The sequence below is a fragment of the Bradyrhizobium sp. USDA 4341 genome, assembly GCF_054063755.1.
The window spans coordinates 728,069-751,636 of the sequence record NZ_JBSSGO010000002.1 but is presented as its reverse complement, the minus strand read 5'-3'; the positions used below and the strand labels follow the sequence as shown (position 1 = coordinate 751,636).

Sequence of the window (23,568 nt, the reverse complement as noted above, 5' to 3'; positions counted from 1 at the left end):
ATCGACAACTGGAGAGGACGAGCGCTTCCATCACCATGATGCTGAGCTGGCTTCGGCAAGCTCACTCCGCCGCCTGCTCGCGCAGCCGCTGCGCGTACACGTTGATGATCAGCGCCGCGAGCAGGATCAGGCCGCGGATCAGGATCTTCAGGAAGCTGTCGATGTTGACGTGGTCGAGGCCGTTGTTGAGCACGCCGAGCACGAACAGGCCGACGATGGTGTTGCCGATGCCGCCGCGGCCGCCGAACAGGCTGGTGCCGCCGACCACCACGGCCGCGATCGAATCCAGGAGATAAGTGTCGAACTCGTTCTGCTGCGCGCTGCCGAAATGGGCGACGCCGAGCATGCCGCCGATCCCCGAGCAGACCGCCGAGATCACCATCACGCTGCCGAGGATGAGCTTGACGTTGAGGCCGGCAAACTCCGCAGCCTCGCGGTTGCCGCCGACCATGTAGACGTAGCGGCCGAAGCGCGTGTAGGTCAGCACCAGATGGCCGCCGAGCAGCATCACCGCGGCGACGATCACGATCCAGGGGATGCCGCCGATCGAGCCCGAGCCGAGCGTCGTGATCAGCGGCGGCACCTTGTAGGCGATCTGGCCGCGCACCAGGAGCGCCGAGACGCCGGCCGCGATCTGCATCATGGCCAGCGTCATGATGAAGGAGGGGATGCCGATCACGGTCAAGCCCAGCGCGTTGACGAGGCCGAGCAGCGCGCACAGCGCCAGCGCCAGCAGGATCGCGGCAAAGCCCGGCATCGGGACATTGGCGATGTTGACGTAGGACTCCTGCAGCGTGAAGTACGCCACCGCAATGCCGGTGACGTTGGCGATGCTGGCGATCGACAGGTCGATCTCGGCGCACAGGATCACGAAGGTGAGGCCGACGGCGATGATGCCGGTGACCGACACCTGCGTCAGGATATTGCCGAGATTGTCGATGGTCGCAAACGACGGGCTGGCGATCGCGAAGAAGCCGCTGAGAAAGATCAACGTCAGGAACGGCGCGATATTGCGCATCTGCGAGCGCAGGAACGGCGCCAGCCCGCGCGGCCGCTTGTGATCGGCTGGGCTCGTCGCGCTGTCACTGCTCGCCATCATCCCACTCCATTAGGCCGCCTCGAGCAGCCGATCCTTGCTGACCGCTTCGCCCGCGAATTCACGCACCACCGCGCCGCGCTTCAGCACCAGGATCCGGTCGGCCAGCGACAGCACCGTTTCCGGCTCGGTCGACAGAACGATGATCGCCAGTCCCTTGGCGCGGAGGTCGCGCACGATGTTGATCACGTCGTTCTTGGCGCCGACATCCATGCCGCGGGTCGGCTCGCACAGCACCAGGAGGCGCGGCGGGTAGGTCAGCCATTTCGCCAGCGCCACCTTCTGCTGGTTGCCGCCGGAGAGCATGCCGAGATCGAGGCCGACCACCGGCGGCCTGATCTGCAACTGCTCGACCTGGCGCTGGGCGATCGCGCGCTCGCGCACCGGCTTGAGCAGCAGCGCCGAGATCCGCTCGAGGATGCTGATCGAGATGTTCTTGTAGACCGGCTCCTGGTGGAACAGCATGGCGCGGCGGCTCTCCGGCACCAGCGCAACGCCGGCCCGCCGTGCCGCCGCGGTGCTGCGGAATGTCTTGGCGGAGCCATCGACAACAAGCGTTCCGGCGTCCGGCCGGAGCTTGCCGAACAGGATGCGCGACAGCTCCAATTGGCCGCAGCCCATGAAGCCGTAGACGCCGAGCACTTCACCGGCGCGGGCCTCGAACGAGACGTCTTGCAGGCTGCGGCGGAGCGAGAGCTGATTGACCTTCAGGACCGTCGAACCGCCACCCGGTTTCGGGAGCATCAGGTCGTCGGTGTAGCTGTGCTCCAGCGCCTCACCGCCGCGGCCGATCATGGCTTCGATCAGCGCGCCCTTGGTGGTGTCCGCGGACGCGGTCTCGGCGATCTTCCGCCCGTTGCGGAACACGGTCACCAGATCGGAGACCCGCAGGATATCCTCGATGAAATGCGAGATGAAGACGATGCTGGTGCCCTCGTCACGGAGCCTGTGCAGTGTCGTGAACAGGCGCTCGACCTCGGGCGGGGAGAGGGCCGAGGTCGGCTCGTCGAGGATGATGATGCGCGCGCCGGAGAACAGCACGCGGGCGATCTCGATCAGTTGCTGCAGGCCGATCGGCAGGTCGCCGAGCCGCGTCATCGGATCGACGTCGATGCCGAACCGGGACAGCTGCTCGCCGGCCTCGCGCGCCATCCGCCGCCATTGCACGAAGCCGAGGCGGTTGGTCGGCTGGTTGCCGAGGAAGACGTTCTCGGCGACGGTGAGATCAGGCGCGACGCTGAGTTCCTGATGCACCATGCCGATGCCGGCGGCATGGGCGTCGCGGGTGGAGCGGAACCGGGTTTCCTTGCCGTCGAGCACGAAACGGCCGGAGAACTCCGGGTGCACGCCGGCGATGATCTTCATCAGCGTGCTTTTTCCGGCGCCGTTCTCGCCTACGAGACCATGGATCTCGCCGGCGTGCAGCGCAAAGTCGACCCCACGAAGGGCTTCGACACCGCCGAAGGCCTTCGTGATCTGGTTCAACTCGAGGATCGGGGAGCGTCCCTGCGACATGCGGACCGCTCAGATCAGGAAGTGATCCTCCATCCATTGCATGCCGGCGGCGTTGGCCTTGGTCACGACGGGACCATCGGTCACGACGTTCTTCGGAATGCCCTGGCCGCTCTTCTCGCCGCCGACCACGGCGGCGACGCCCGCGACGATCGCGCCGCCATGGATGCGGCAGGACGGATTGCGGACGGTTGCGAACATGCGGCCTTCGCTGACCGCCTGGATCGCCGGCGGCATGGCGTCGACGCCGCCGATCAGGATGTTGTTGCGGTTGTGCGCCTTCATGATGTTCGCGGCGGCAAGCGCCATGTCGTCATTGTGGAAGAAGGCGGCGTCGATCTGCGGATATTTCGTCAGGTAGGTTTCCCAGAGCCGGGCGGTCTTGGAAACGTCCCAGTCGGCGGGCTGGGTATCCAGCACCTCGATATTCGGGAACTGCTTGACGACGGAGTTGAAGCCCTTGGCGCGGCCCTGCGCGCCGGTGTGGCCGAGCGCGCCCTGGGTCATGATGACCTTGCCCTTGCCGCCGATCGCGTTGCACAGCGCCTGCGTCACCGAGGCGCCCATGAACTCGTTGTCGGGGGCGAGGAACGAATGGACGTTGATCTGGTCGAGCGGCGCGATCAGCGTGTCCATGTCGATGACGGGGGTGCCGGCGTCGATCATCTTCTGCACCGGCTGGGTCAGCGTGCCGATGCCGAATGCCTGGATCGCGACGAAGTCCCATTTCTGCGAGGCCATGTTGTCGATCGCGGCGCGCTGCTTGACGGCATCGAGCTGGCCGTCGAACCAGGTCACCTCGACATTGAACAGCTTGCCCCAGAACTCGGCGGCCTGCTTGCCCTGTGCGCACCACGTCGCCTGCAGTCCGGCGTTGGAGAACGCGGCCTTCAGCGGTTTTTCCGAGCGTCCCGTTTCGGCTGCGAGCGCGGACGTCGTCGCGCCCATTCCGCCGAACAGGCCGGCCGCAGCTCCGCCTGCCGCCGCCATTTGCAGAAGGTCGCGCCGCGTCGTCGACGCCTTGTCCATCCCCTTGTCGGTCCCTGGCATTGTTTGCTCCCTCTTCGTTTTTCTGACCGTCGGCGTCAGTTGCACGCGCCGCGGATAAAGGGAGTGTGTCACAATCGGAACGGTGACGCTACGCCTTCGCGTCCACGAGATGTTTCTGTTGCAGCACGATGGCCTCGATGTCGCGAAGCAGCTTGTGCCACGCAGCATCGATCTCGTCAGACCATTGCTCACCGAGAATGTCGCGCAAGCAGTCCGCGATCACGGCGAAGAATGCGACGAACAATTCGCGCGGCGTCCCGTAGGCATCATGCGAGAACACCTCGGATTCGATCAGGCGAAAATGTCCGCGGCGCTCGCCCGCGAAATCGAGGATGGCTTCGATCGTCAACGCCAGCATCGAGCCTTTCACCGGCTCGCTGCCTTCGGTGCGAAACATCGCCTGCGCCTCGGGATGTCCGCGAAACAAGCGCTGGTACACCAACGGCGTCAGATCATCGCAAGCCGCTGCTGCGAGTTCAAAACTGCGTTCGATTGGATTCGATGATGGAGTCATAGCGCTTTGCGATCATCACATAAAAAAAGAGCAGGGCTTCAAGCCCTGCTCCAAAAATTGTGTCGACCCTATTTGCCCCAAAAATTCGGTTTGATCTTGATTGATGGGGTGACGCTGCTTGTGCGCGTCGGGCTCCTCCCGAGACTTGGACCACCAGGACACACCTCGCGGCTGGCCTGAGCCCGAATTGGTAGACTATCTTTCCAGCCTTGTCATCATTTTCGGCAACGATTGTTCAAATTTCGAGCAATTTGCGAAATGATTGGGATGGTGCCACCGGCAGTTGCGAAAGTGAGCTGAAAACACGTGACGGGGTAAGGGGATACAAAGGCCGGTGGAGTGGCCGTGACGATAGTGTCACGTCCGGCTATTTCCGTCAGCCGGAAGAAACGAGCGAGGTCGATGATCTCGACTTCCGACGGCTGTGGTGGTTAGTTCCGTCCCGGATGGGTTTTGCGATGCGCCGGCGGCTGAAGATTTTTCTGCCCATAGTCCTGGTTGCCCTGCTGGTGCAGATTTTCGCACCGATCGGGGCCTGCTGGGCGGCGAGCTTTGCCGCGTCCGATCCGCTCGCGGCCGCCACCACCTGCCATGGCAATGCCGGCTCCGGAGCCGGGCAGGGTGACCAGTCCGGTCATGATGCCCATGACGGCTGTTGCTCCGCATGCAGCGTGCTGCAGACCGGTGCGCCCGTTGATAATCCGGCGACGACGGCTCACGCCGTCGAGCGGCCTTCAACGCGCATCGCGTGGCTTGATTTCGCGGGCGAATTCGATCGCTCGCAAGCGCGCCTCTCCGCGCAAGCCCGCGCGCCGCCGCTTTTTTCCTGACGACGTTCTCGCTGCCGGTGCGCGTTGCGCCGGCGAGTGCCTTTGAGCAAGCCGGCCGCAGAGCCGGTGTCAGGATTCATCCATGTTTCGATTTCATCCGCGGGCCGGAGCCAGTGCGCTCACGCTGGGCCTCGGGCTTTCCATGCTTACAAGTTGGGCAGAGGCCCAGACGACGCTGCCGTCCGTCACGGTCGATGCGCCGCAGGCCGCGCGCCCGAAATCGGCAAGATCCAAGCCGAAGATCCGCGCGGTTGCCGCCCGGCGGCCCGCAAGGCCGCTGGCGCCCTTGGCCGTGGCAGCGGCCGGCCGCGCGCAGCGCATCACACCCGGCGCGGCGCGGGACAGCCTGAACCAGGGGCCCGCCGGTCAGACGCAAACCACCATCGATCGCAGCCAGTTCGACAATCGGCCGTCCTTCTCGGTGGCGGACGTGTTACGCGACAGCCCCGGCATCTCGATCAAACAGGGCAACGGCCCGCGTGATTTCGGCATCTCGATTCGCGGGTCGAATGCACGCAATGGCTTCGGCATCCGCAATCTGGTGATCTTCGACGACGGCTTTCCGGTCACTCAGCCGGACGGCCTGTCTCGCAGCGACCTGATCGATCCGCACGCCTATGGCGCGATCGACGTGGTCCGCGGGCCGTCATCGGCGCTCTACGGCAACTATGCGACCGGCGGCGCGTTGAATTTCCGGACCCGGCCGGGCGGCACGATCGACGGCGTGGAATACGGCGTCGATGGCGGCAGCTTCGGCTATCTCAACAACTATCTCGCCGCGGGCAAGAAGGTCGGCAATTTCGAGGGCTCGCTGTTCGCGAGCGACGCGCGTGGCGACGGCTATATCGGCAACAGCTGGTTCAATACCCAGACCGTCAATTTCCTCGGCACTCTGCAGGTCACGCCGGACGACCGTTTCACGGTGAAGCTGATCAACAATGACCTGACCGCGCGCCTGCCGATCCGCTCGTCGCTCAATCAATTCTACCAGAATCCGTTCCAGCAGGGCTGCGCGACCGGCGCAACGGCCGCGCCGGGGTGTGGAACCGTGACCTTGTTCAACAACGGCTTCAACGGAACCAAATCCACCGAGACTGCGGTTCAAGCTGGCCTCGGCCGAGATGACCGCCGGACGATCGTTGGGGGCCGCTGGGAGCACGATTTCGACAACACGACTACGTGGCGCAACCAATTCGTCTTCGACGACAGGAACATCAATCAGCCGACGGGGTCGACTAGCGCGCTGGGTGACTATCCTTCGTACAACTTCATGAGCGATTTGACCAAGCGCGGCGAATTGTTCGGAATGGATTCGACCACGATGGTCGGGGGTTGGTACAACACCCTCACGACGACCGGTACGACCTGGAACGTTTCGCCCGCGGGCAATGCGACACTCGGACTGCCACAGAGCAGTCTGTATCAATCGACAACCAATTATGGCGTCCGGGCGCGGGAAGAAATCAAGCTGATTCCCTCGGTGACGGCGATCGCTGGGGTCGGTTGGGAAACGACCACGCTAAACGGTGTCAACACTTTGCTGTCCTATCCGGTCACCAACAATCCCGCAATCGTGGGAGCGACTGTGACGCAAGCGGCACCTGTGTTCACCAACACCGCGCCGGAGTTCGCGCTCATCTACAAGCCGGACGACGAATGGCAGCTACGTGCTCGCGTGGCGACCGGCTACGGTACGCCGCAAGTCAGCAATCTGTTCGTTCTGCCGAATGGGTCATCGGGCAACAACACGTCGCTCAAAACCCAGACCAACCTCGGCTACGACCTCGGCGCGGATTGGTCGCCCAACAAGAGCGTGAAGGTTAGCGCCAGCGCCTTCTACGAATTCTTCAACAATGAACTTGTTTCTCAGGCGACGCCTGTGGCGGGATTTACATACACCTTTAACGCACCGCGCTCGGAACATCGCGGCGTCGAGCTCGCCGCTCAATGGGGCTTTTATCAGGGGTGGCGGCTCACGGCGGCCTACACCTACCTGGACGAAGTATATACCGACTACACGGAAAGCATCAGCGGCTTCACATTCAATCGTGCCGGCAACAAGATTCCCGGCGTCTCGCCGAACGAGCTGACGACACGGCTTGGCTATGACCAGCCGTCGGGTGCGTTGCAGGGGCTTGGCGGGTTCGTCGAGGTCCAGTGGAAGGATGCCTTCTACATGGACAACGCCAATCTGCTGCGGGCGCCGGGTTACGAGCTGGTCAATCTCAACGTTCACTACACGACGGACCTGATCTCCGATTATTTCAAGTCGCTGAATCTGTATCTCGAGGTGCGGAACGTGTTCGATCGGACCTACGTGGCTTCGGCGAACAACATTGCAAACTCGGTAACCGCGGCCGGCATTCAAAATCCCGCGGGCGTACTGGCGAACTCGACCAACTCGATCTATGCCGGATCACCGCGCGCCTTCGTGGCGGGCATGAAGATTGCGTTCAAGTGAGGAGCGCATCGATGAGATACCGCAAACCTGCGACTCTGACGGTGCTGGCAACGGTCATGCTTGCGGTCTTGCCGAACCTTGCCATGGCACAGATGAGCCATCAGCACGCCTCCGAAGCGGCCTGCGAAGAGACCGTGCTGCGCTGCGCGAGCAAGGTCACTCCGGCCTTCGCGCCGGACGGGACACTGTGGCTGACATGGATGGCCGGAGGCCAGATCTCCGTCGCGAGCTCGAAGGATCGGGGCAGGAGCTTTTCCGCGCCGGTACAGGTGACGCGGGAGCGGCTCAATTTGGATTGGGGGCCGGACGCCCGGCCGAAGCTTGCGATCGACGCCAAGGGGGAGCTCGCGTTGGCTTTCTCGACCTTCCGCGATCAAGCCTTCAATGGGCAGGTGCTGACCACGCGGTCGACCGATGGCGGGCGCAGCTTCGATCCGCCGAAGCCGATCACCACCAACAACGAGAGCCAGCGGTTCGAGGCGATCGGCTTCGATCCAGCCGGTGCCGTGTTCGCGGTCTGGCTCGACAAGCGCAATCGCGTGCCGGCACAGCAGCGCGGCGAGAAGTATGACGGTGCCGGATTGTTCTTTGCGACCTCGAAAGATGGTGGCGCGACCTATTCCGATGCGCGGCTCGTGGCCGACAACACCTGCGAATGCTGCCGTCTCGCCCTGGCGTTCGATGGTGCCGGCCATCCGGTGGTCGTGTTCCGGAATATTTTCGAAGGCGGCGTGCGCGACCATGCGATCGTGACATTCAACGATCTGGCTACGCCCGGCGAGGTGCATCGGGTGAGCCGCGACGACTGGCAGATCGCGGCATGCCCGCACCACGGTCCAAGCCTGACCATCTCGTCCGCAGGAACCTACCACGTGACGTGGTACACCAACGGAAAGGCGCGCAAGGGATTGTTCTATGCGCGGTCACGCGACGGCGGCAAAACCTTCTCCGATCCGCTTCAGATCGGTCAGCCGAACCGCAGCCCGTCACGGCCGCAGATCGCCGCCGGGCCGCTGGGGCTTGTGATGGTCTGGAAGGAGTTCGACGGGCAGAAGACATCGATCAATCTGATGACATCGCACGACGATGGAGCGACATGGTCGAAGCCCACTGATATCGCCGACACCGCCGACAGCTCCGACCATCCGCTGCTGGTCTCGGACAGTCGGCAGACCTACCTGTCGTGGATGACGAAGGCCGACGGCTACCATTTTCAAGCGATCGAGGGCGAACCATGAAACGTCATTTGCTCGCTGCTCTTGTCCTGCTCGCAACGCTGCCGTCCGCACTGGCGGCGGGCGAGGGCGCGCCGAAGCCGTTCGAACGCGGCAGCTGGCAGAAGCTGCTGCATGCGCATGCCGGTCATCCGACCCTGGTGCACTTTTGGGGCGTGACCTGCGGACCATGCAAGGTCGAACTGCCGCAGCTTGGCCAGTTCATGAAGGATCATCCCGATGTCGACGTCGTCACGATCAGCGCGGATTTGGTTCCGAACCTTCCCGAGGCGACGCGATCGATGCTCGATCACGCCGGGCTCGCTTCCGCCGAAAACTGGATTTTTGGCGACGGCTTTGCCGAGCGATTGAGGTTTGAGATCGATCCGGCGTGGCAAGGCGATATCCCGCGAACCATGCTGATTGCGCGTGACGGAACGATCACAACGATCGAAGGATCGGCCGAAATCGCCGATCTGAACAAATGGTCTGAGGCCCAGGCCGCAACAATCCGATAGCACAACTACTTCAATCTGAAAGGAAGCCGTCACCATGAAATCGTTCCCTCGCATCCTCGCCCTCACGACGCTGACTGCTGCGCTCGTGTCTACGTCCGTACGCGCGGAGGACGTCAAGGCCGGCGACCTCGTGATCACCCAGGCGTGGACGCGCGCCACGCCGAACGGCGCCAAGATCGGCGGCGGCTACCTGACGATCGAGAACAAGGGGACGACGCCCGACCGGCTGGTTTCAGGCTCGGGCGACGTCGCCGGCAAGATCGAGGTCCACGAAATGTCGATGGACAATGGCGTCATGAAGATGCGTGCGCTCGACAAGGGACTGACCATCGAGCCGGGCAAGACCGTGAAGCTCGCACCCGGCGGCTATCACCTGATGATGTTCGACCTGAAGAACCCGCTGAAGCAGGGCGACAAGGTGCCGGTCACGCTCGAATTCGAGAAGGCCGGCAAGGTCTCGGTCTCGCTGGACGTGCAAGCGGTCGGTGCGCAGGCGCCGGGTGGCAGCGATCACTCCGGCCATGGCGACCATTCCGGTCACATGGACATGAAGAAGATGTGAGGAAGCCATGCGATCACACACGCTCTTCATTGCCACGGCGGCGCTGCTCGCAGCTTCGCCGGCGGTCGCTCACATCACGCTTGAAGGAAAGCAGGCGCCGGTCGGTTCGTATTACAAGGCGGTCTTCGCCGTGCCGCATGGCTGCGCGGGATCGGCGACGATCAAGATCCGCGTGCAGATTCCGGAAGGCGTGATCGGGGTGAAGCCGATGCCGAAGCCCGGCTGGACCCTGGATACGGTGACCGGCAAATATACGACCCAGTACGACTATCACGGTGCCAAGCTCTCCGAAGGCGTGAAGGAAGTCGCTTGGAGCGATGGCAAGCTCTCCGACCAGAACTACGACGAGTTCGTGATGCAGACGTATCTCACCGATACGCTGAAGCCGAACACCACGTTGTATTTTCCCGTCGTGCAGGAATGCGAACAGGGCGTCAGCCGCTGGATCGATATCCCGGCCGAGGGGCAGGGCGGCGGGCACGACCATGGCAGCAAGACGCCGGCGCCCGGCGTCAAGCTGCTGCCGAAGTCGTAAGCCGTGCGGGCGGTCGCAAGTCTTGTTGTAACAGGCCTGGCTGCGCTGCTGTTGGCGCTGTGTCTTGCGACCTCGGCCCATGCGCATGCCGTCCTGATCGCCGCTGAACCTGCGGATGGCAGCGTGGTGACGGAGGCACCGAAGACAGTGGTGCTCCGCTTCAACGAAGCGGTGGCGCCGACCGCGGTCAGCCTACTCGACGCTGCGGGCAAGCCGCGCGACGTCACGATCCGCGCCGTCGATCAATCTGTCATGGTGACCCTGCCGGCGGACCTGCCTCAGGGCACGCAGGTGGTCAGCTATCGCGTGGTGTCGCAGGACGGCCATCCGGTCGCGGGCTCGCTCTTGTTCTCGATCGGCGTCGTCACCGGCTCGGCGGCGCCAACTGGCGATGGCGTGCTGCATGCGCTGATCTGGCTGGCGCGGCTCGGGCTCTATCTCGGGCTGTTTGCCGGCGTCGGCGGCGTGCTCTTTGCCGCCTGGATCGGGCAGGGCCCGGCCGGCGAACGGCTGATCATGTGGTCGCTGGCGATCGGCCTCATCGGCGCGGTCGCCTCGCTTGGCTTGCAGGGCGTCGACCTGCTGAACCTGCCGATCACGGGCGTCCTGACCTGGGCGGCGTGGGCCAGCGCCGCCGGCACCAGCCTGTTTCCTGCACTGCTGCTCGCGATTGCTGCGATGTTGATCGCGGCGACCGCCTGGCGCAGTCCGTCGTTCAGCGCGGCCTGGATCCGTACCGCGGTCGCAATGATCTGTGTCGGGCTGTCGCTTTCGGTCAGCGGCCATGCCGCCACCGCGTCTCCGCAATGGCTGACGCGGACCGCGCTGTTCATCCATGGCGTTGGTCTGGCGTTTTGGATGGGTGCGCTCGGGCCGCTGGCGGTGCTGGCCTGGCAGCGCAAGGATTCGCTGCTGCGGGTGCTCGGGCGCTTTTCAATGCTCGCGGTGCCGGTCGTCGCGTTGATCGCTCTGTCGGGCCTCGCGCTTGCCATCGTTCAGCTCGAAAGCTTTGGCGCACTGATCGACACCGGATACGGCAACATTCTCCTCGTGAAATTTGTGCTGGTGTCGCTGTTGCTCACGCTCGCTGCGCTGAACCGGCTGGTGTTCACGCCGGCGATCGCGCGCGAATTTCACCGCACGCGGCCGCTGCAGCGCTCGATCGCGCTCGAGTTCGTGCTGATGATCGCGATCCTCGGTCTCGTCGCGCTATGGCGCTTCACGCCGCCGCCGCGCGTGCTGGCAATGTCAGACGACGTTCCGCTCGCGGTGCACATCCACACCGATGCCGCGATGTTCCAGGTGCTGATCGCGCCGGGCAAGGTCGGGCAGAATGACTTCGTGCTGCAGCTGATGAACGGCGATGCGAGCCCGTTCGCGGCCAAGGAGGCGACACTGACGCTGAGCCTGCCGGATCGCGGCATCGAGCCGTTGGAACGGAGCGCCGCGCTGGGTCCCGACGGCTATTGGCACGTGAAGAAGGTGCCGTTGCCGGTCCCGGGCCGCTGGCACATGCAGATCGACGCCCTGGTGACCGATTTCAAGAAAGTGACGCTGGAAGACGATTTCGAGGTCAGGTAAACGCACGATCGGCGCGCCGGGCGCGCCGGCGGGACGCAAATCGCTCAAATGGCGGAAAATAGCCTGATTTGAAGGGCTTTTGTCATTTGGCGGCCTTGTGTTTTCACAGCCGATCCGGTTTCACTGCTGCGCTTCCCATGCTTTCCTGATTCCCGAGTAACGCCATGCGATTGTCGCGGTTTTTCCTGCCCATCCTGAAAGAAAACCCGAAAGAGGCGGAGATCGTCTCGCATCGGCTGATGCTGCGCGCGGGCATGATGCGGCAGGAGGCGGCCGGCATCTATGCCTGGCTGCCGCTCGGCTTCCGGGTGCTGAAGAAGATCGAGCAGATCGTCCGCGAGGAACAGGACCGCGCCGGTGCGCTCGAGCTTTTGATGCCGACGCTGCAGCTTGCCGATCTCTGGCGTGAAAGCGGCCGCTACGACGCCTATGGCCCGGAGATGCTGCGGATTCTCGATCGTCACAAGCGCGAGCTGTTGTACGGGCCGACCAACGAGGAAATGATCACCGAGATCTTCCGCTCCTACGTCAAGTCCTACAAGAACCTGCCGCTCAACCTCTACCACATCCAGTGGAAGTTCCGCGACGAGCAGCGTCCGCGTTTCGGCGTGATGCGCGGCCGCGAATTCCTGATGAAGGATGCGTATTCGTTCGACCTCGACGAGGCCGGCGCGCGGCGTTCCTATAACAAGATGTTCGTGGCCTATCTGCGCACCTTCGCGCGGATGGGCCTGAAGGCGATCCCGATGCGGGCTGAGACCGGACCGATCGGCGGCGACCTCAGCCACGAATTCATCGTGCTGGCGGAGACCGGCGAATCCGGCGTCTACATCAACCGCGATGTGCTGGACCTGCCGGTGCCGGGCGAGGACGTGGACTATGACGGCGATCTGACGCCCATCATCAAGCAGTGGACCTCGGTCTATGCTGCGACCGAGGACGTCCACGAGGCTGCGCGCTTCGAACAGGAAGTGCCGGAAGCAAAACGGCTGAACACCCGCGGCATCGAGGTCGGCCAGATCTTCTATTTCGGCACCAAATATTCCGACACCATGAAGGCGATGGTGGCGGGTCCTGACGGCGTCGACGTGCCGATCCATGGCGGCTCCTACGGTGTCGGCGTGTCGCGCCTGGTCGGCGCGATCATCGAGGCCTGTCACGATGATGCCGGCATCAAGTGGCCCGAGGCGGTCGCGCCGTTCCGTGCCGCGATCCTCAACCTCAAGCAGGGCGATGCCGCGGTCGACGGTGCGTGCGAGCAGCTCTATCGCGAGCTCTCGGCGAACGGCGTCGACGTGCTCTACGACGACACCGATCAGCGCGCCGGCGCCAAGTTCGCCGCGGCCGATCTGATCGGTATCCCCTGGCAGATTCTCGTTGGGCCCAAGGGGCTCGCGGAAGGCAAGGTCGAGGTGAAGCGCCGCAGCGACGGTTCACGCGAGAACATGAGCCCCGCGGACGTGGTCGCGAAGCTCGCGGGTTAAAGTTTATTCACGCCGAATCTATCGGCGGGGTAATCCGGCCACATTTGACCCGAATCATGGGATTATCGAGAGATGGATGAGACCATGAACGAGCCAGTCCGTACCCCGCCTTTTGCGCCATTCGAATGGCTGCTGTCCGGACGCTATCTGCGCGCACGCCGCAAGGAAGGGTTCATTTCGGTCATCGCGGGCTTTTCGTTCCTTGGCATCATGCTCGGTGTTGCGACGCTGATTGTGGTGATGGCCGTCATGAACGGCTTCCGCAAGGAGCTGCTCGACAAGATCCTCGGCCTCAACGGCCACCTTCTGGTGCAGCCACTGGAATCGCCGCTGACCGACTGGAAGGACGTCGCCGACCGCATCAGCCAGGTGCAGGGCATCCGTCTGGCCGCGCCCGTTGTTGACGGACAAGGGCTCGGGTCGTCGCCGTTCAACGCGGCCGGCGTCTTCATCCGCGGCATTCGCGCCGACGATCTCAACAACCTCACCTCGATCGCCAAGAACATCAAGCAGGGCACGCTCGAGGGCTTCGACGAGGGGCAGGGGGTTGCGATCGGCCGTCGGCTTGCCGATCAGCTCTCGCTGCATGCCGGTGACATGATCACGCTGGTTTCGCCGAAGGGCGCGGTGACGCCGATGGGCACCACGCCGCGCATCAAGCCCTACAAGATAACGGCGGTGTTCGAGATCGGCATGTCGGAATACGATTCGACATTCGTTTTCATGCCGTTGGCCGAGGCGCAGGCCTATTTCAACCGCAACAACGACGTGTCCTCGATCGAGGTGTTCACGACCAATCCGGACAAGATCGACACCTACCGCAAGCTGGTGACGGAGGCGGCCGGTCGGCCGGTCTTCCTGGTCGACTGGCGGCAGCGCAACTCGACGTTCTTCAACGCGCTGCAGGTCGAACGCAACGTGATGTTTCTGATCCTGACCATGATCGTGCTGGTCGCGGCGCTCAACATCGTCTCCGGGCTGATCATGCTGGTGAAGGACAAGGGCCAGGACATCGCGATCCTGCGCACCATGGGCGCCTCGCAGGGCTCGATCATGCGGATATTCCTGATCACCGGCGCCTCGATCGGCGTGGTCGGAACGCTGACCGGCTTTGCCGTCGGAATGCTGATCTGCCTGAACATCGAATCGATCAGGCAGTTCCTGTCATGGCTCACCAACACCGAGCTGTTCTCGCCGGAGCTGTATTTCCTTTCCAAGCTGCCGGCTGAGGTCGATTTCGGCGAGACGCTCGCCGTCGTGATCATGGCGCTGACGCTGTCCTTCCTGGCGACGCTCTACCCGTCGTGGCGCGCCGCGCGCCTCGATCCGGTCGAAGCGCTCCGGTACGAATAGGGGCGCACATGGCAGAGGGGGCGGAAGACGTACCGGTTGTCTATCTTCATGATATCAAGCGGGAATACAGGCAGGGCGAAGCGACGCTGACGATCCTGAACGGTGCCAAGCTCGCGCTGTGGCCCGGTCAATCGGTGGCGCTGGTGGCGCCGTCGGGATCCGGCAAGTCGACGCTGCTGCACATCGCGGGCCTGCTGGAGAGTCCCGATGAGGGTGAGGTGTATGTCGCGGGCACGCCGACCTCGCAGATGTCCGACATCGACCGCACGCAAATTCGCCGCTCCGATATCGGCTTCGTCTATCAGTCGCACCGGCTGCTGCCGGAGTTCTCGGCGCTCGAGAACGTCATGCTGCCGCAGATGATTCGTGGCCTCAAGCGCTCCGAGACCGTGAAGCGGGCGACCGAGATCCTGGCGTATCTCGGACTTGGCGACCGCATCACCCATCGTCCCGCCGAACTCTCGGGCGGCGAACAGCAGCGCGTGGCGATCGCGCGCGCGGTTGCGAACGCACCGCGGGTGCTGTTTGCGGACGAGCCGACCGGGAATCTGGATCCGGGAACCGCCGATCACGTCTTCAACGCGCTGATGCAGCTCGTGAAGGCGACCCGGGTCGCGATGCTGATCGCGACCCACAACATGGATCTCGCCGCACGGATGGATCGTCGGGTGTCACTGTCGAACGGACAGGTCGTCGAGCTCGAATAGCGTTTCGCGCGAAGTGGGTCGCAGTTCGTGTGAAGAACATACGCTAAGCACAGGAGTGTAGGGCTTTTTCCGCTCTGCTTCGGTCGGAATGGAAAGGGCTTTTGAGCCCTCAATAAGCGGGGCGAGGCCGTCTGCCAGACTGGCTCGGCCGACGATCAATCGGCGGCCCGGCATAATACGGATTGGTGATGCACATCGCGGCGAGGCCGGACGCCGAGGCGCGGCACTGCTCCAGCGACGTGTAGCCGCAGTCGGTATCCTCGCCGCCCCATCGGTAGTTCGTCTTGCAGACCGGCGAGGTCGAATCGTATTTCTGGGCATTGGCTGGCGTGCTTGCGATCGTACCCAGCGCCAAGAGCGCCGGAAACAGTGCCAGAATCAGGTTTCGCATCAGAAGCTCCAATCGATCTGGCGCCGGCAACGCTCGCGCCCAACGTCCGTGCAAACAGTCCCCGCGTGCGGGAGCGATCAACTCACATTCCCGCGGCGGCGACGCCGGGCGGGCGTCAGTGGAAGAACAGGTCGAAGAAATTACCCTCGCGGCGGTCCCGCGGGGCGACGTGCAGATAGGAGCGCGGGTCGTTGTCGCCGGCATAATAGGGGTTGGCGATGCAGTTCTGTCCGATGCCGGAGGCGGTGGCGAGGCAGGCCTCATAGGACGGATAGGAGCAGTTGCTGAGACCTGGATAGCGGTCGCCCTGGATGCAGAACGGGTAGCGCACGCCGACGGCATGGGAGGGCGCCGTTCCAAGCGTAGCGAGCGTGACCACAGACGCCGCAGCAGCAAGAATCATCGTCCGCATGTGCATTCCTTATCGCTGCGAAGATTCGATCTCAGCGACGATCCAAATCGGACAAGCCGGTTCCGGTCAACACGATCTTGCGCACAGCCGCGCACGCAGTTTTGAATTGTGAAGATTGTGCGGCAGCTATGTGGCGAAAGTTCCAAGAAGTGCTTGTAACGCAGTATTAACTTCAAATTTGAGCGAAGTCGTTTGGGCCTGCCTGTTGCAGCGAAGTTACAGCAATTCCGACGGGGGCTGCTATGACGGTGTCTCGCGGCCTTGGGGGCCTGTAGAAAAAGTTGGAACGGGAAAATGAAAAAGATTTTGCTTGTCACCGCCAGCCTGCTCGCGCTCAGCGCGACCGCTGCCTCTGCGGCTGACCTCGCGGCTCGCCCTTACACGAAGGCTCCGCCGCCCATGGTTGCCGCTGTGTATGATTGGACCGGCTTCTACATCGGTATCAACGGTGGTTGGGGCCAGAGCCACGACAACCGTTCGGTCGACGGCTTCGGCCAAGCCGGCAGCTACGATGCCAACGGCGGCACCGTCGGTGGCCAGGTCGGCTACCGCTGGCAGACCGGCGGCTGGGTCTGGGGTCTGGAAGCTCAGGGCAACTGGGCTGACTTCTCCGGCAGCACCGGCAACCTGCTGGTCCCGGGCGGCACCGTTCGCTCGAAGACCGATGCGTTCGGCCTGTTCACCGGTCAGATCGGCTACGCCTGGAACAACGTCCTGCTGTACGCCAAGGGCGGTGCTGCGGTCACCGATCGCAACTACCAGTTCCTGGCACCCGGCGGCGCGCTGGCGTCCTCGACCGGCTACGACACCCGTTGGAGCCCGACGGTCGGCGTTGGCCTCGAATTCGCCTTCACTCAGGGCTGGTCGCTCGGCGTCGAATACAACCACATCTTCGAAGACACGCACGGTGCGACCTTCGTGACCCCGGCTGGCGTCGGTGTGACCGGCTTCCACACCGGTGGCGACACCGACATGGTCCTCGGTCGTCTGAACTACAAGTTCGGTGGCCCGATCATCGCGCGTTACTGATCGCTCGCTTAATCCAAGCGGCATCGAAAACCCCGGGCTTCGGCCCGGGGTTTTTTGTTGGCCTCGCGGATTAACCATCGGCATTTCCCGGGCTCGCTTGGGGGGGGTGGGGCAGTTTGATTGTGGCGGTCGGCGGGGATGGAAAATTACCGGCGCTGGGAGCATATTTGCTCCCATGGGACAGTGGCTAAAGGCGGCCTTGGTCATTTTCGGCGTGTGCGCCGGATGGATGGTCATTGGTTACTTGGCCTTCGATGCCGATGACGATGACGTCGTCCAAACCATCGTGGCGCATAAAAAAGCGCACAAGTGACCCCTAGGGGCCCTGGAGACCCCAAGCGGATCATTGATATCGCCACAGGCGAAAACGCCCGACCGTGATCCTACGCCAGAGGAAGGGGGATTGACCCCGCTGCGGTTGATTAACCAAGCCCTTTCTTTCGCGGTCACCTTTCAAACTGACCCACTACCCTCCGCTTGACTCCGAGAACAGAAAAGGAACAATGTTCTGCATACGTTCCAGTTCGGGAGAGCGGCCATGTTGAAGATTTTCGTGCAGGAAGCTGCAGCGCTGGCATCGATCACGCTGTTCGTCGGGATGATCGCGGTTTGGGCCCAGCTGATCACCCAATTCTGAAATGTGCCCGCAGGCACAGGGGCATAGGTTGCTTCTGGGGAAAAGCAGGACGACTTGGCGCCACGCCGCGTTCGGCGTGGACTTGGCAGGGCCGAGGCCCCACGATGGGGATGCGAGTCGGGTCTGATGCTTTCGAGCTCCGGCTTGGGCACTCGCGCCATCCCTGAGTTCAAGAGACCCCCGAGCAGCCATGCCGAATGCCGGATTCGTTCATCTTCACGTTCATTCCGCCTATTCGCTGCTGAAGGGCTCGATCAAGATCGCCAAGCTCGGCGAACTCGCCAAGGCCGACCGTCAGCCGGCGCTGGCGCTCACCGACACCGACAACATGTTCGGGGCGCTGGAATTCTCCGACAAGATGGCCGGCTACGGCATCCAGCCGATCGTCGGTTGCGAGCTGGCGGTGGATTTCGGCGATGTCGACCCCAATACGCGGAGCATCCTTGCGACGACGGGGCCGACGCGAATCGTGCTGCTGGCGGCCCGCGAGCGCGGCTACCGCAGCCTGATGCGGCTGAACTCGCGGGCGTTCCTGGAGACACCGGTCAACCAGACCCCGCACATCAAGCTCGACTGGCTCACCGACGACGCCGAGGATCTGATCGCGCTGACCGGGGGGCCCGACGGGCCGATCGCGCTGGCGCTGCGTGCCGAGCAGGCCGCACTGGCCGCGACCCGCTGCGAACGCCTGGCGAGCCTGTTCGGCGATCGTCTCTACATCGAATTGCAACGCCACGGCATCGACAAGGAGCGCCGCACCGAGGGCGGCCTGATCGATCTCGCCTACAGCAAGGGCCTGCCGCTGGTTGCGACCAACGAGCCGTATTTCGCCAGCAGTGACGACTACGAATCGCATGATGCGCTGCTGTGCATCGCCGGCGGCCACTTGATCGCCGAGACCAACCGCGAGCAATTGACCCCGGATCACCGCTTCAAGACCCGCGCGGAAATGGCGGTGCTGTTTGCCGATATTCCGGAGGCGCTGGCCTCGACGGTGGAGATCGCCGAGCGCTGCTCGTTCCGGCCGAAGACCCGCAAGCCGATCCTGCCGTTCTTCACGGTCGGCGCCGCCGCCAGCTCCGATGCCGCCGCCGACGAAGCCGCCGAGCTGAAGCGCCAGGCCGAAGAGGGCCTCGCCAACCGCCTGCGGGTGCACGGTCTCTCGCCGGGAATGACCGAGGAGGACTACAGCAAGCGGCTTGCCTTCGAGCTCGACGTCATCACCCGCATGAAATACGCCGGCTACTTCCTGATCGTCTCGGACTTCATCAAATGGGCCAAGGCGCAGGGTATTCCGGTCGGACCGGGCCGCGGCTCCGGTGCCGGCTCGCTGGTCGCCTGGGTGCTCACCATCACCGACCTCGATCCGATGCGCTTCGCCTTGCTGTTCGAGCGCTTCCTCAATCCCGAACGCGTCTCGATGCCGGACTTCGACATCGACTTCTGCCAGGACCGCCGCGGCGAGGTGATCCAGTACGTGCAGGAACGCTACGGCCGCGACCAGGTGGCGCAGATCATCACCTTCGGTACGCTGCAGGCGCGCGGCGTGCTGCGCGACGTCGGGCGCGTGCTGCAGATGCCGTACGGGCAGGTCGACAAGCTGACCAAACTGGTGCCGCAGAACCCCGCGGCTCCCGTGACGCTGGCGCAGGCGATCGAAGGCGAGCCCAAGCTGCAGGCGTTCCGCGACGAGGATCCGGTCGTGGCGCGTGCGTTCGACATCGCGCAGCGCCTCGAGGGTCTGACCCGCCACGCCTCGACCCACGCTGCCGGTATCGTGATCGGCGACCGGCCGCTGAGCGAGCTGGTGCCGATGTACCGCGATCCGAAATCGGACATGCCGGTCACCCAGTTCAACATGAAATGGGTCGAGCCGGCGGGCCTCGTGAAGTTCGACTTCCTCGGCCTCAAGACGCTGACGGTGCTCGATGTCGCGGTCAAGCTGCTCAAGCAGCGCGACGTTCATGTCGACCTCGCAACGCTGCCGATCGACGATGCGCCGAGTTACCAGATGCTGGCCCGGGGCGACGTCGTCGGCGTGTTCCAGGTGGAAAGCCAGGGCATGCGGCGCGCGCTGATCGACATGCGGCCGGACCGCTTCGAGGACATCATCGCGCTGGTGGCGTTGTATCGCCCGGGCCCGATGGCGAACATCCCGACCTATTGCGCGCGCAAGCACGGCGATGAGGAGTCGGAATATCTGCATCCGATCCTGGAGCCGATCCTGAAGGAGACCTTCGGCGTCATCATCTACCAGGAACAGGTGATGCAGATCGCGCAGCAGATGGCGGGCTATTCGCTCGGCCAGGCCGACCTGCTGCGCCGCGCGATGGGCAAGAAGATCCGCGCCGAGATGGACAAGCAGCGCGACATCTTCGTCGCCGGCGCGATGAAGAACTCTGTGTCGAAGGGGCAGGCGGAGACGATCTTCGAGCTGCTCGCCAAGTTCGCCGACTACGGCTTCAACAAGAGCCACGCGGCGGCCTATGCGCTGGTGTCGTATCACACCGCCTATATGAAGGCGCATTACCCGGTCGAGTTCCTGGCGGCGTCGATGACGCTCGAACTCAACAACACCGACAAGCTTTCCGAATTCCGCTCCGAGGCGCAGCGGCTCGGCATCAAGGTCGAGGCGCCCAACATCAATCGCTCCGGCCCGACCTTCGAGGTCAGCGGCAACACGATCTACTACGCGCTCGCCGCGCTGAAGGGCGTCGGCATCCAGGCGGTGGAGCAGATCATCGAGGAGCGCAACAAGAAGGGCGCCTTCACCTCGCTCGCCGATTTCGCAGCAAGGGTGAGCCCGCGTGCCGTCAACAAGCGGATCATCGAAAGCCTTGCGGCGGCCGGCGCCTTCGACACGCTGGACCCGAATCGGGCCCGCGTTTTCGCCGGCGCCGATGCGATCCTCGCCGCCTGCCAGCGCAGCCACGAGGCGGCAACTTCGGGCCAGAACGACATGTTCGGCAGCGCGCCGGATGCGCCGAGCATCATGCTGCCACAGGTCGAGCCATGGCTGCCTGCGGACCGGCTGCGGCGCGAATATGATGCGATCGGCTTCTTCCTGTCGGGTCATCCGCTCGACGACTACGCGACCGCGCTGAAGCGGCTGCGCGTGCAATCCTGGGCGGAATTCTCCCGTGCGGTGAAGACCGGCGCAACGGCAGGCAAGGTCGCGGCAACCGTGGTGTCGCGCATGGAGCGGCGCACCAAGACCGGCAACAAGATGGGCATCATGGGCCTGTCGGATCCGACCGGCCATTTCGAGGCAGTGTTGTTCTCCGAGGGCCTCGCACAATACCGCGACGTGCTCGAGCCCGGCGCGGCGGTGCTGCTGCAGCTCGGCGCCGAACTGCAGGGCGAGGACGTGCGGGCGAGGGTGCTGCACGCCGAGCCGCTGGATCACGCCGCGGCCAAGACGCAAAAGGGCCTGCGGATCTTCGTGCGTGACACCAAGCCGCTGGATTCGATCGCGCGCCGGCTCAACATGCCGGACGCCGCGCCCGCCCCGGGCGCTTCCGCAAAGGCACCAGCGGCGAAGCCGGCTTCCGCGCCGCCACCCGCGGCTGGCGCCGATGGCGACGTCTCGCTGGTGATGATGCTGGACCTCGAGACCGAGGTCGAGATGAAGCTGCCCGGCCGCTACAAGGTCTCGCCGCAGATCGCCGGCGCAATCAAGGCGGTCGCGGGCGTGGTCGACGTGCAGACGCTGTAGACGACGATCCCGGCGACGCTGCGGAAAAACAATGGATTCGGCTTGAGCACTATTGCAACCACACCGTGCTTCTTTCTATGGTCGCGCCTGCTGGGAATTTCGGGGACGGGATGTTTGGACGTTACGCGGCCTTGCTGGCCGGTGTGTTGATGGTGTCGGGCTGCGTGAGCGATGGTGTCGGCACCGACTATGCGGCGATCTCGCAGAAGTTCGGGCCACCGAAGCCGGGACATTCCCGCGTCGTCGTGCTCCAGGAGAAACGCAAGGGTCTGAGCATGGCGTTTTGCGCCTGCGACTTGAAGCTTGATGGCGAGCCGATCGGCAAGGTCGCATTCGGGACCTACGCGTTCGCCGATCGCCCCGCCGGCCGTCATCAACTGGTCGCGAGCGAAGTGATGTTTCCCGGCGACACCACCTTCAACTTCGCAACCGAGCCGGGCCGCACCTATTTCTTTCTGTTGAGATCGAGCGAGCGCCACGACTCCGTCACCGGCGTGTCGATGGTGGGAGGTTTGGTCGGTGGCTTCGTCGCGTCGGCTGCGACCGCGAACGCCGCCAATCCGGGACCGGCCGATTTCGTAGCGCTGGACGAGGCGACCGCGCGTACGACGCTGGCGGAGCTACAATTGGCGCAATAGGGATCGCCCGGCGGGATCTTGGCGGGGCCTTGGCCGGCCATACCGGGCCATTTTGGGCCAAAACGGATCAGTTTCGGGGTTCAAAGGGCCCGTCCGGCCGGCGTAACCGGCCGTATTTCCTTGCTTCTGGCGCAAATCGCGCTATATACCGCGCCATCTCACACGGAAACATGGCTCTCAAAGGCCGTCCGGTGGCAACCGGGCCATTCAGGCTCGTTTGCTCACACGTTTCCGGAGGAACCAACCGGAGAACTAGATCTATGTCGCTGCCCGAATTCAACATGCGTCAGCTCTTGGAAGCTGGCGTTCACTTTGGCCATCAGTCCCACCGCTGGAACCCGAAGATGCAGGATTACATCTTCGGCGCCCGCAACAACATCCACATCATCGACCTCGCGCAGACCGTGCCGATGCTGCACCGTGCCTTGCAGGCGGTCAGCGATACCGTCGCCAAGGGCGGCCGCATCCTGTTCGTCGGCACTAAGCGCTCGGCCCAGGACGGCGTTGCCGATGCGGCCAAGCGTTCGGCCCAGTATTTCGTCAACTCGCGCTGGCTCGGCGGCACGCTGACCAACTGGAAGACGATCTCGGCCTCGATCAAGCGGCTGCGTCATCTCGACGACGTGCTGTCGTCGGGCGAAGCCAGCTCCTACACCAAGAAGGAGCGGCTGACGCTGCAGCGCGAGCGCGACAAGCTCGACCGTTCGCTCGGCGGCATCAAGGACATGGGCGGTCTTCCCGACATGATCTTCGTGATCGACACCAACAAGGAAGACATCGCGATCCAGGAAGCCCAGCGGCTCAACATCCCGGTCGCTGCGATCGTCGACACCAATTCGGACCCCAAGGGCATCACCTATGTGGTGCCGGGCAATGACGACGCCGGCCGCGCGATCTCGCTGTATTGCGATCTCGTGGCGCGCGCCGCCATCGACGGCATCTCGCGTGCGCAGGGCGATTCCGGAATCGATATCGGTGCGTCGGCTGCGCCCGTGCAGGAAGAGCTCCCGGCGGCTGCGCCGTCCGGCTTCCAGGGCCTCGCTGGTCCGCGCGGCACCGCCGACAATCTCAAGAAGCTCACCGGCGTGTCCGGTACCATCGAGAAGAAGCTCAACGACCTCGGCATCTTCCACTACTGGCAGCTCGCCGAGCTCGACCACGACACCGCGCACAAGATCGGCGAAGAAGTCGGTCTGCCGAGCCGTGCCGATGCCTGGGTCGCCCAGGCCAAGACGCTCGCCGAAGCGGAATAAAGGTTACGCGGCGTGGCCGGGTCTCGCCCCGGCCGCCGCTTCTATTCCACGAACAACGATTTCCCTGTCGCTGACA

General features: G+C 63.8%; 21 protein-coding genes. 15 read left to right on the top strand and 6 right to left on the bottom strand.

The genetic code is table 11. The features are described 5' to 3' along the window. Nucleotides 1–61: 61 nt before the first annotated feature. The 4 genes from ACVIGB_RS09250 to ACVIGB_RS09235 form a co-directional block, all read right to left on the bottom strand. Nucleotides 62–1,096, bottom strand: coding sequence for an ABC transporter permease (locus tag ACVIGB_RS09250; RefSeq protein WP_092125653.1), 1,035 nt, complete (start codon nt 1,094–1,096; stop codon nt 62–64). A gap of 12 nt (nt 1,097–1,108) precedes the next feature. Continuing rightward, nucleotides 1,109–2,611, bottom strand: a complete 1,503-nt coding sequence (locus ACVIGB_RS09245) for a sugar ABC transporter ATP-binding protein (RefSeq protein ID WP_456722899.1) — start codon at nt 2,609–2,611, stop codon at nt 1,109–1,111. A gap of 9 nt (nt 2,612–2,620) precedes the next feature. Beyond that, nucleotides 2,621–3,658: a sugar ABC transporter substrate-binding protein gene (locus ACVIGB_RS09240; RefSeq protein WP_456722900.1), complete on the bottom strand. Its 1,038-nt coding sequence runs from the start codon at nt 3,656–3,658 to the stop codon at nt 2,621–2,623. Nucleotides 3,659–3,746: 88 nt separating this feature from the next. Continuing rightward, on the bottom strand, nt 3,747–4,172 hold the full coding sequence (locus ACVIGB_RS09235; protein ID WP_456722901.1) for a globin: 426 nt from the start codon (nt 4,170–4,172) through the stop codon (nt 3,747–3,749). A gap of 209 nt (nt 4,173–4,381) precedes the next feature. Here ACVIGB_RS09235 and ACVIGB_RS09230 point away from each other — a divergent pair, with 209 nt between their 5' ends. The 10 genes from ACVIGB_RS09230 (at nt 4,382) to ACVIGB_RS09185 (ending at nt 15,417) form a co-directional block, all read left to right on the top strand. Next, nucleotides 4,382–5,002, top strand: a complete 621-nt coding sequence (locus tag ACVIGB_RS09230; RefSeq protein ID WP_456722902.1) for a DUF2946 domain-containing protein — start codon at nt 4,382–4,384, stop codon at nt 5,000–5,002. Nucleotides 5,003–5,084: 82 nt separating this feature from the next. Next, the gene (locus ACVIGB_RS09225; protein WP_456722903.1) at nt 5,085–7,463 is read left to right on the top strand and encodes a TonB-dependent receptor family protein; all 2,379 of its coding nucleotides are present in this window, start codon (nt 5,085–5,087) and stop codon (nt 7,461–7,463) included. 11 nt (nt 7,464–7,474) lie between these two features. Beyond that, nucleotides 7,475–8,701, top strand: a complete 1,227-nt coding sequence (locus tag ACVIGB_RS09220) for an exo-alpha-sialidase (protein WP_456722904.1) — start codon at nt 7,475–7,477, stop codon at nt 8,699–8,701. Then, complete coding sequence (locus ACVIGB_RS09215) at nt 8,698–9,195, top strand: TlpA family protein disulfide reductase (RefSeq protein WP_456722905.1); 498 nt, start codon at nt 8,698–8,700, stop codon at nt 9,193–9,195. The genes ACVIGB_RS09220 and ACVIGB_RS09215 overlap by 4 nt, the downstream gene beginning before the upstream one ends. 34 nt (nt 9,196–9,229) lie before the next feature. Continuing rightward, entirely contained in the window at nt 9,230–9,757 is a 528-nt protein-coding gene (locus ACVIGB_RS09210; protein ID WP_456722906.1) for a copper chaperone PCu(A)C, read from the top strand. 7 nt (nt 9,758–9,764) lie between these two features. Next, nucleotides 9,765–10,292 carry a YcnI family copper-binding membrane protein gene (locus ACVIGB_RS09205; RefSeq protein ID WP_456722907.1) on the top strand — a complete coding sequence of 176 codons (528 nt, stop codon included), beginning with the start codon at nt 9,765–9,767 and terminating at the stop codon, nt 10,290–10,292. 3 nt (nt 10,293–10,295) lie between these two features. After that, nucleotides 10,296–11,873, top strand: a complete 1,578-nt coding sequence (locus ACVIGB_RS09200; protein ID WP_456722908.1) for a copper resistance CopC/CopD family protein — start codon at nt 10,296–10,298, stop codon at nt 11,871–11,873. Between the two features lie 164 nt (nt 11,874–12,037). Next, nucleotides 12,038–13,357 (top strand): proline--tRNA ligase, encoded by a 1,320-nt coding sequence (gene proS / locus ACVIGB_RS09195; RefSeq protein WP_456722909.1) that lies wholly within the window; start codon nt 12,038–12,040, stop codon nt 13,355–13,357. Nucleotides 13,358–13,429: 72 nt separating this feature from the next. Beyond that, the gene (locus tag ACVIGB_RS09190; RefSeq protein WP_092114619.1) at nt 13,430–14,710 is read left to right on the top strand and encodes a lipoprotein-releasing ABC transporter permease subunit; all 1,281 of its coding nucleotides are present in this window, start codon (nt 13,430–13,432) and stop codon (nt 14,708–14,710) included. Between the two features lie 8 nt (nt 14,711–14,718). Further along, entirely contained in the window at nt 14,719–15,417 is a 699-nt protein-coding gene (locus ACVIGB_RS09185; RefSeq protein ID WP_092114618.1) for an ABC transporter ATP-binding protein, read from the top strand. Nucleotides 15,418–15,526: 109 nt separating this feature from the next. Here ACVIGB_RS09185 and ACVIGB_RS09180 read toward each other — a convergent pair whose 3' ends face one another. Continuing rightward, nucleotides 15,527–15,808, bottom strand: a complete 282-nt coding sequence (locus ACVIGB_RS09180; RefSeq protein WP_456722910.1) for a DUF3551 domain-containing protein — start codon at nt 15,806–15,808, stop codon at nt 15,527–15,529. Nucleotides 15,809–15,923: 115 nt separating this feature from the next. Then, nucleotides 15,924–16,220 (bottom strand): DUF3551 domain-containing protein, encoded by a 297-nt coding sequence (locus ACVIGB_RS09175; RefSeq protein WP_244549464.1) that lies wholly within the window; start codon nt 16,218–16,220, stop codon nt 15,924–15,926. A 294-nt stretch (nt 16,221–16,514) separates the two neighbouring features. On the opposite strand from ACVIGB_RS09175, the gene ACVIGB_RS09170 reads away from it, so the two are divergent. From ACVIGB_RS09170 to ACVIGB_RS09150, 5 genes are all read left to right on the top strand, one after another. Further along, the gene (locus tag ACVIGB_RS09170) at nt 16,515–17,249 is read left to right on the top strand and encodes an outer membrane protein (protein ID WP_092114616.1); all 735 of its coding nucleotides are present in this window, start codon (nt 16,515–16,517) and stop codon (nt 17,247–17,249) included. A gap of 175 nt (nt 17,250–17,424) precedes the next feature. Continuing rightward, nucleotides 17,425–17,562, top strand: coding sequence for a hypothetical protein (locus ACVIGB_RS09165; RefSeq protein ID WP_171947601.1), 138 nt, complete (start codon nt 17,425–17,427; stop codon nt 17,560–17,562). 514 nt (nt 17,563–18,076) lie between these two features. Beyond that, nucleotides 18,077–21,601, top strand: coding sequence for a DNA polymerase III subunit alpha (gene dnaE, locus ACVIGB_RS09160; RefSeq protein WP_456722911.1), 3,525 nt, complete (start codon nt 18,077–18,079; stop codon nt 21,599–21,601). A gap of 110 nt (nt 21,602–21,711) precedes the next feature. Then, a complete protein-coding gene (locus ACVIGB_RS09155) occupies nt 21,712–22,239 on the top strand; it encodes a DUF2846 domain-containing protein (RefSeq protein WP_456722912.1) in 528 nt (175 codons plus the stop codon). A gap of 260 nt (nt 22,240–22,499) precedes the next feature. Next, nucleotides 22,500–23,492: a 30S ribosomal protein S2 gene (locus ACVIGB_RS09150; RefSeq protein WP_092114613.1), complete on the top strand. Its 993-nt coding sequence runs from the start codon at nt 22,500–22,502 to the stop codon at nt 23,490–23,492. Nucleotides 23,493–23,568 lie beyond the last annotated feature (76 nt).

Coding starts and splice junctions, on each gene's coding strand:
- ACVIGB_RS09250 (WP_092125653.1), bottom strand. CDS start 1,096: ATGGCGAGCAGTGACAGCGCGACGAGCCCAGCCGATCACAAGCGGCCG.
- ACVIGB_RS09245 (WP_456722899.1), bottom strand. CDS start 2,611: ATGTCGCAGGGACGCTCCCCGATCCTCGAGTTGAACCAGATCACGAAG.
- ACVIGB_RS09240 (WP_456722900.1), bottom strand. CDS start 3,658: ATGCCAGGGACCGACAAGGGGATGGACAAGGCGTCGACGACGCGGCGC.
- ACVIGB_RS09235 (WP_456722901.1), bottom strand. CDS start 4,172: ATGACTCCATCATCGAATCCAATCGAACGCAGTTTTGAACTCGCAGCA.
- ACVIGB_RS09225 (WP_456722903.1), top strand. CDS start 5,085: ATGTTTCGATTTCATCCGCGGGCCGGAGCCAGTGCGCTCACGCTGGGC.
- ACVIGB_RS09220 (WP_456722904.1), top strand. CDS start 7,475: ATGAGATACCGCAAACCTGCGACTCTGACGGTGCTGGCAACGGTCATG.
- ACVIGB_RS09215 (WP_456722905.1), top strand. CDS start 8,698: ATGAAACGTCATTTGCTCGCTGCTCTTGTCCTGCTCGCAACGCTGCCG.
- ACVIGB_RS09210 (WP_456722906.1), top strand. CDS start 9,230: ATGAAATCGTTCCCTCGCATCCTCGCCCTCACGACGCTGACTGCTGCG.
- ACVIGB_RS09205 (WP_456722907.1), top strand. CDS start 9,765: ATGCGATCACACACGCTCTTCATTGCCACGGCGGCGCTGCTCGCAGCT.
- proS (WP_456722909.1), top strand. CDS start 12,038: ATGCGATTGTCGCGGTTTTTCCTGCCCATCCTGAAAGAAAACCCGAAA.
- ACVIGB_RS09190 (WP_092114619.1), top strand. CDS start 13,430: ATGGATGAGACCATGAACGAGCCAGTCCGTACCCCGCCTTTTGCGCCA.
- ACVIGB_RS09185 (WP_092114618.1), top strand. CDS start 14,719: ATGGCAGAGGGGGCGGAAGACGTACCGGTTGTCTATCTTCATGATATC.
- ACVIGB_RS09180 (WP_456722910.1), bottom strand. CDS start 15,808: ATGCGAAACCTGATTCTGGCACTGTTTCCGGCGCTCTTGGCGCTGGGT.
- ACVIGB_RS09175 (WP_244549464.1), bottom strand. CDS start 16,220: ATGCGGACGATGATTCTTGCTGCTGCGGCGTCTGTGGTCACGCTCGCT.
- ACVIGB_RS09170 (WP_092114616.1), top strand. CDS start 16,515: ATGAAAAAGATTTTGCTTGTCACCGCCAGCCTGCTCGCGCTCAGCGCG.
- ACVIGB_RS09165 (WP_171947601.1), top strand. CDS start 17,425: ATGGGACAGTGGCTAAAGGCGGCCTTGGTCATTTTCGGCGTGTGCGCC.
- dnaE (WP_456722911.1), top strand. CDS start 18,077: ATGCCGAATGCCGGATTCGTTCATCTTCACGTTCATTCCGCCTATTCG.
- ACVIGB_RS09155 (WP_456722912.1), top strand. CDS start 21,712: ATGTTTGGACGTTACGCGGCCTTGCTGGCCGGTGTGTTGATGGTGTCG.
- ACVIGB_RS09150 (WP_092114613.1), top strand. CDS start 22,500: ATGTCGCTGCCCGAATTCAACATGCGTCAGCTCTTGGAAGCTGGCGTT.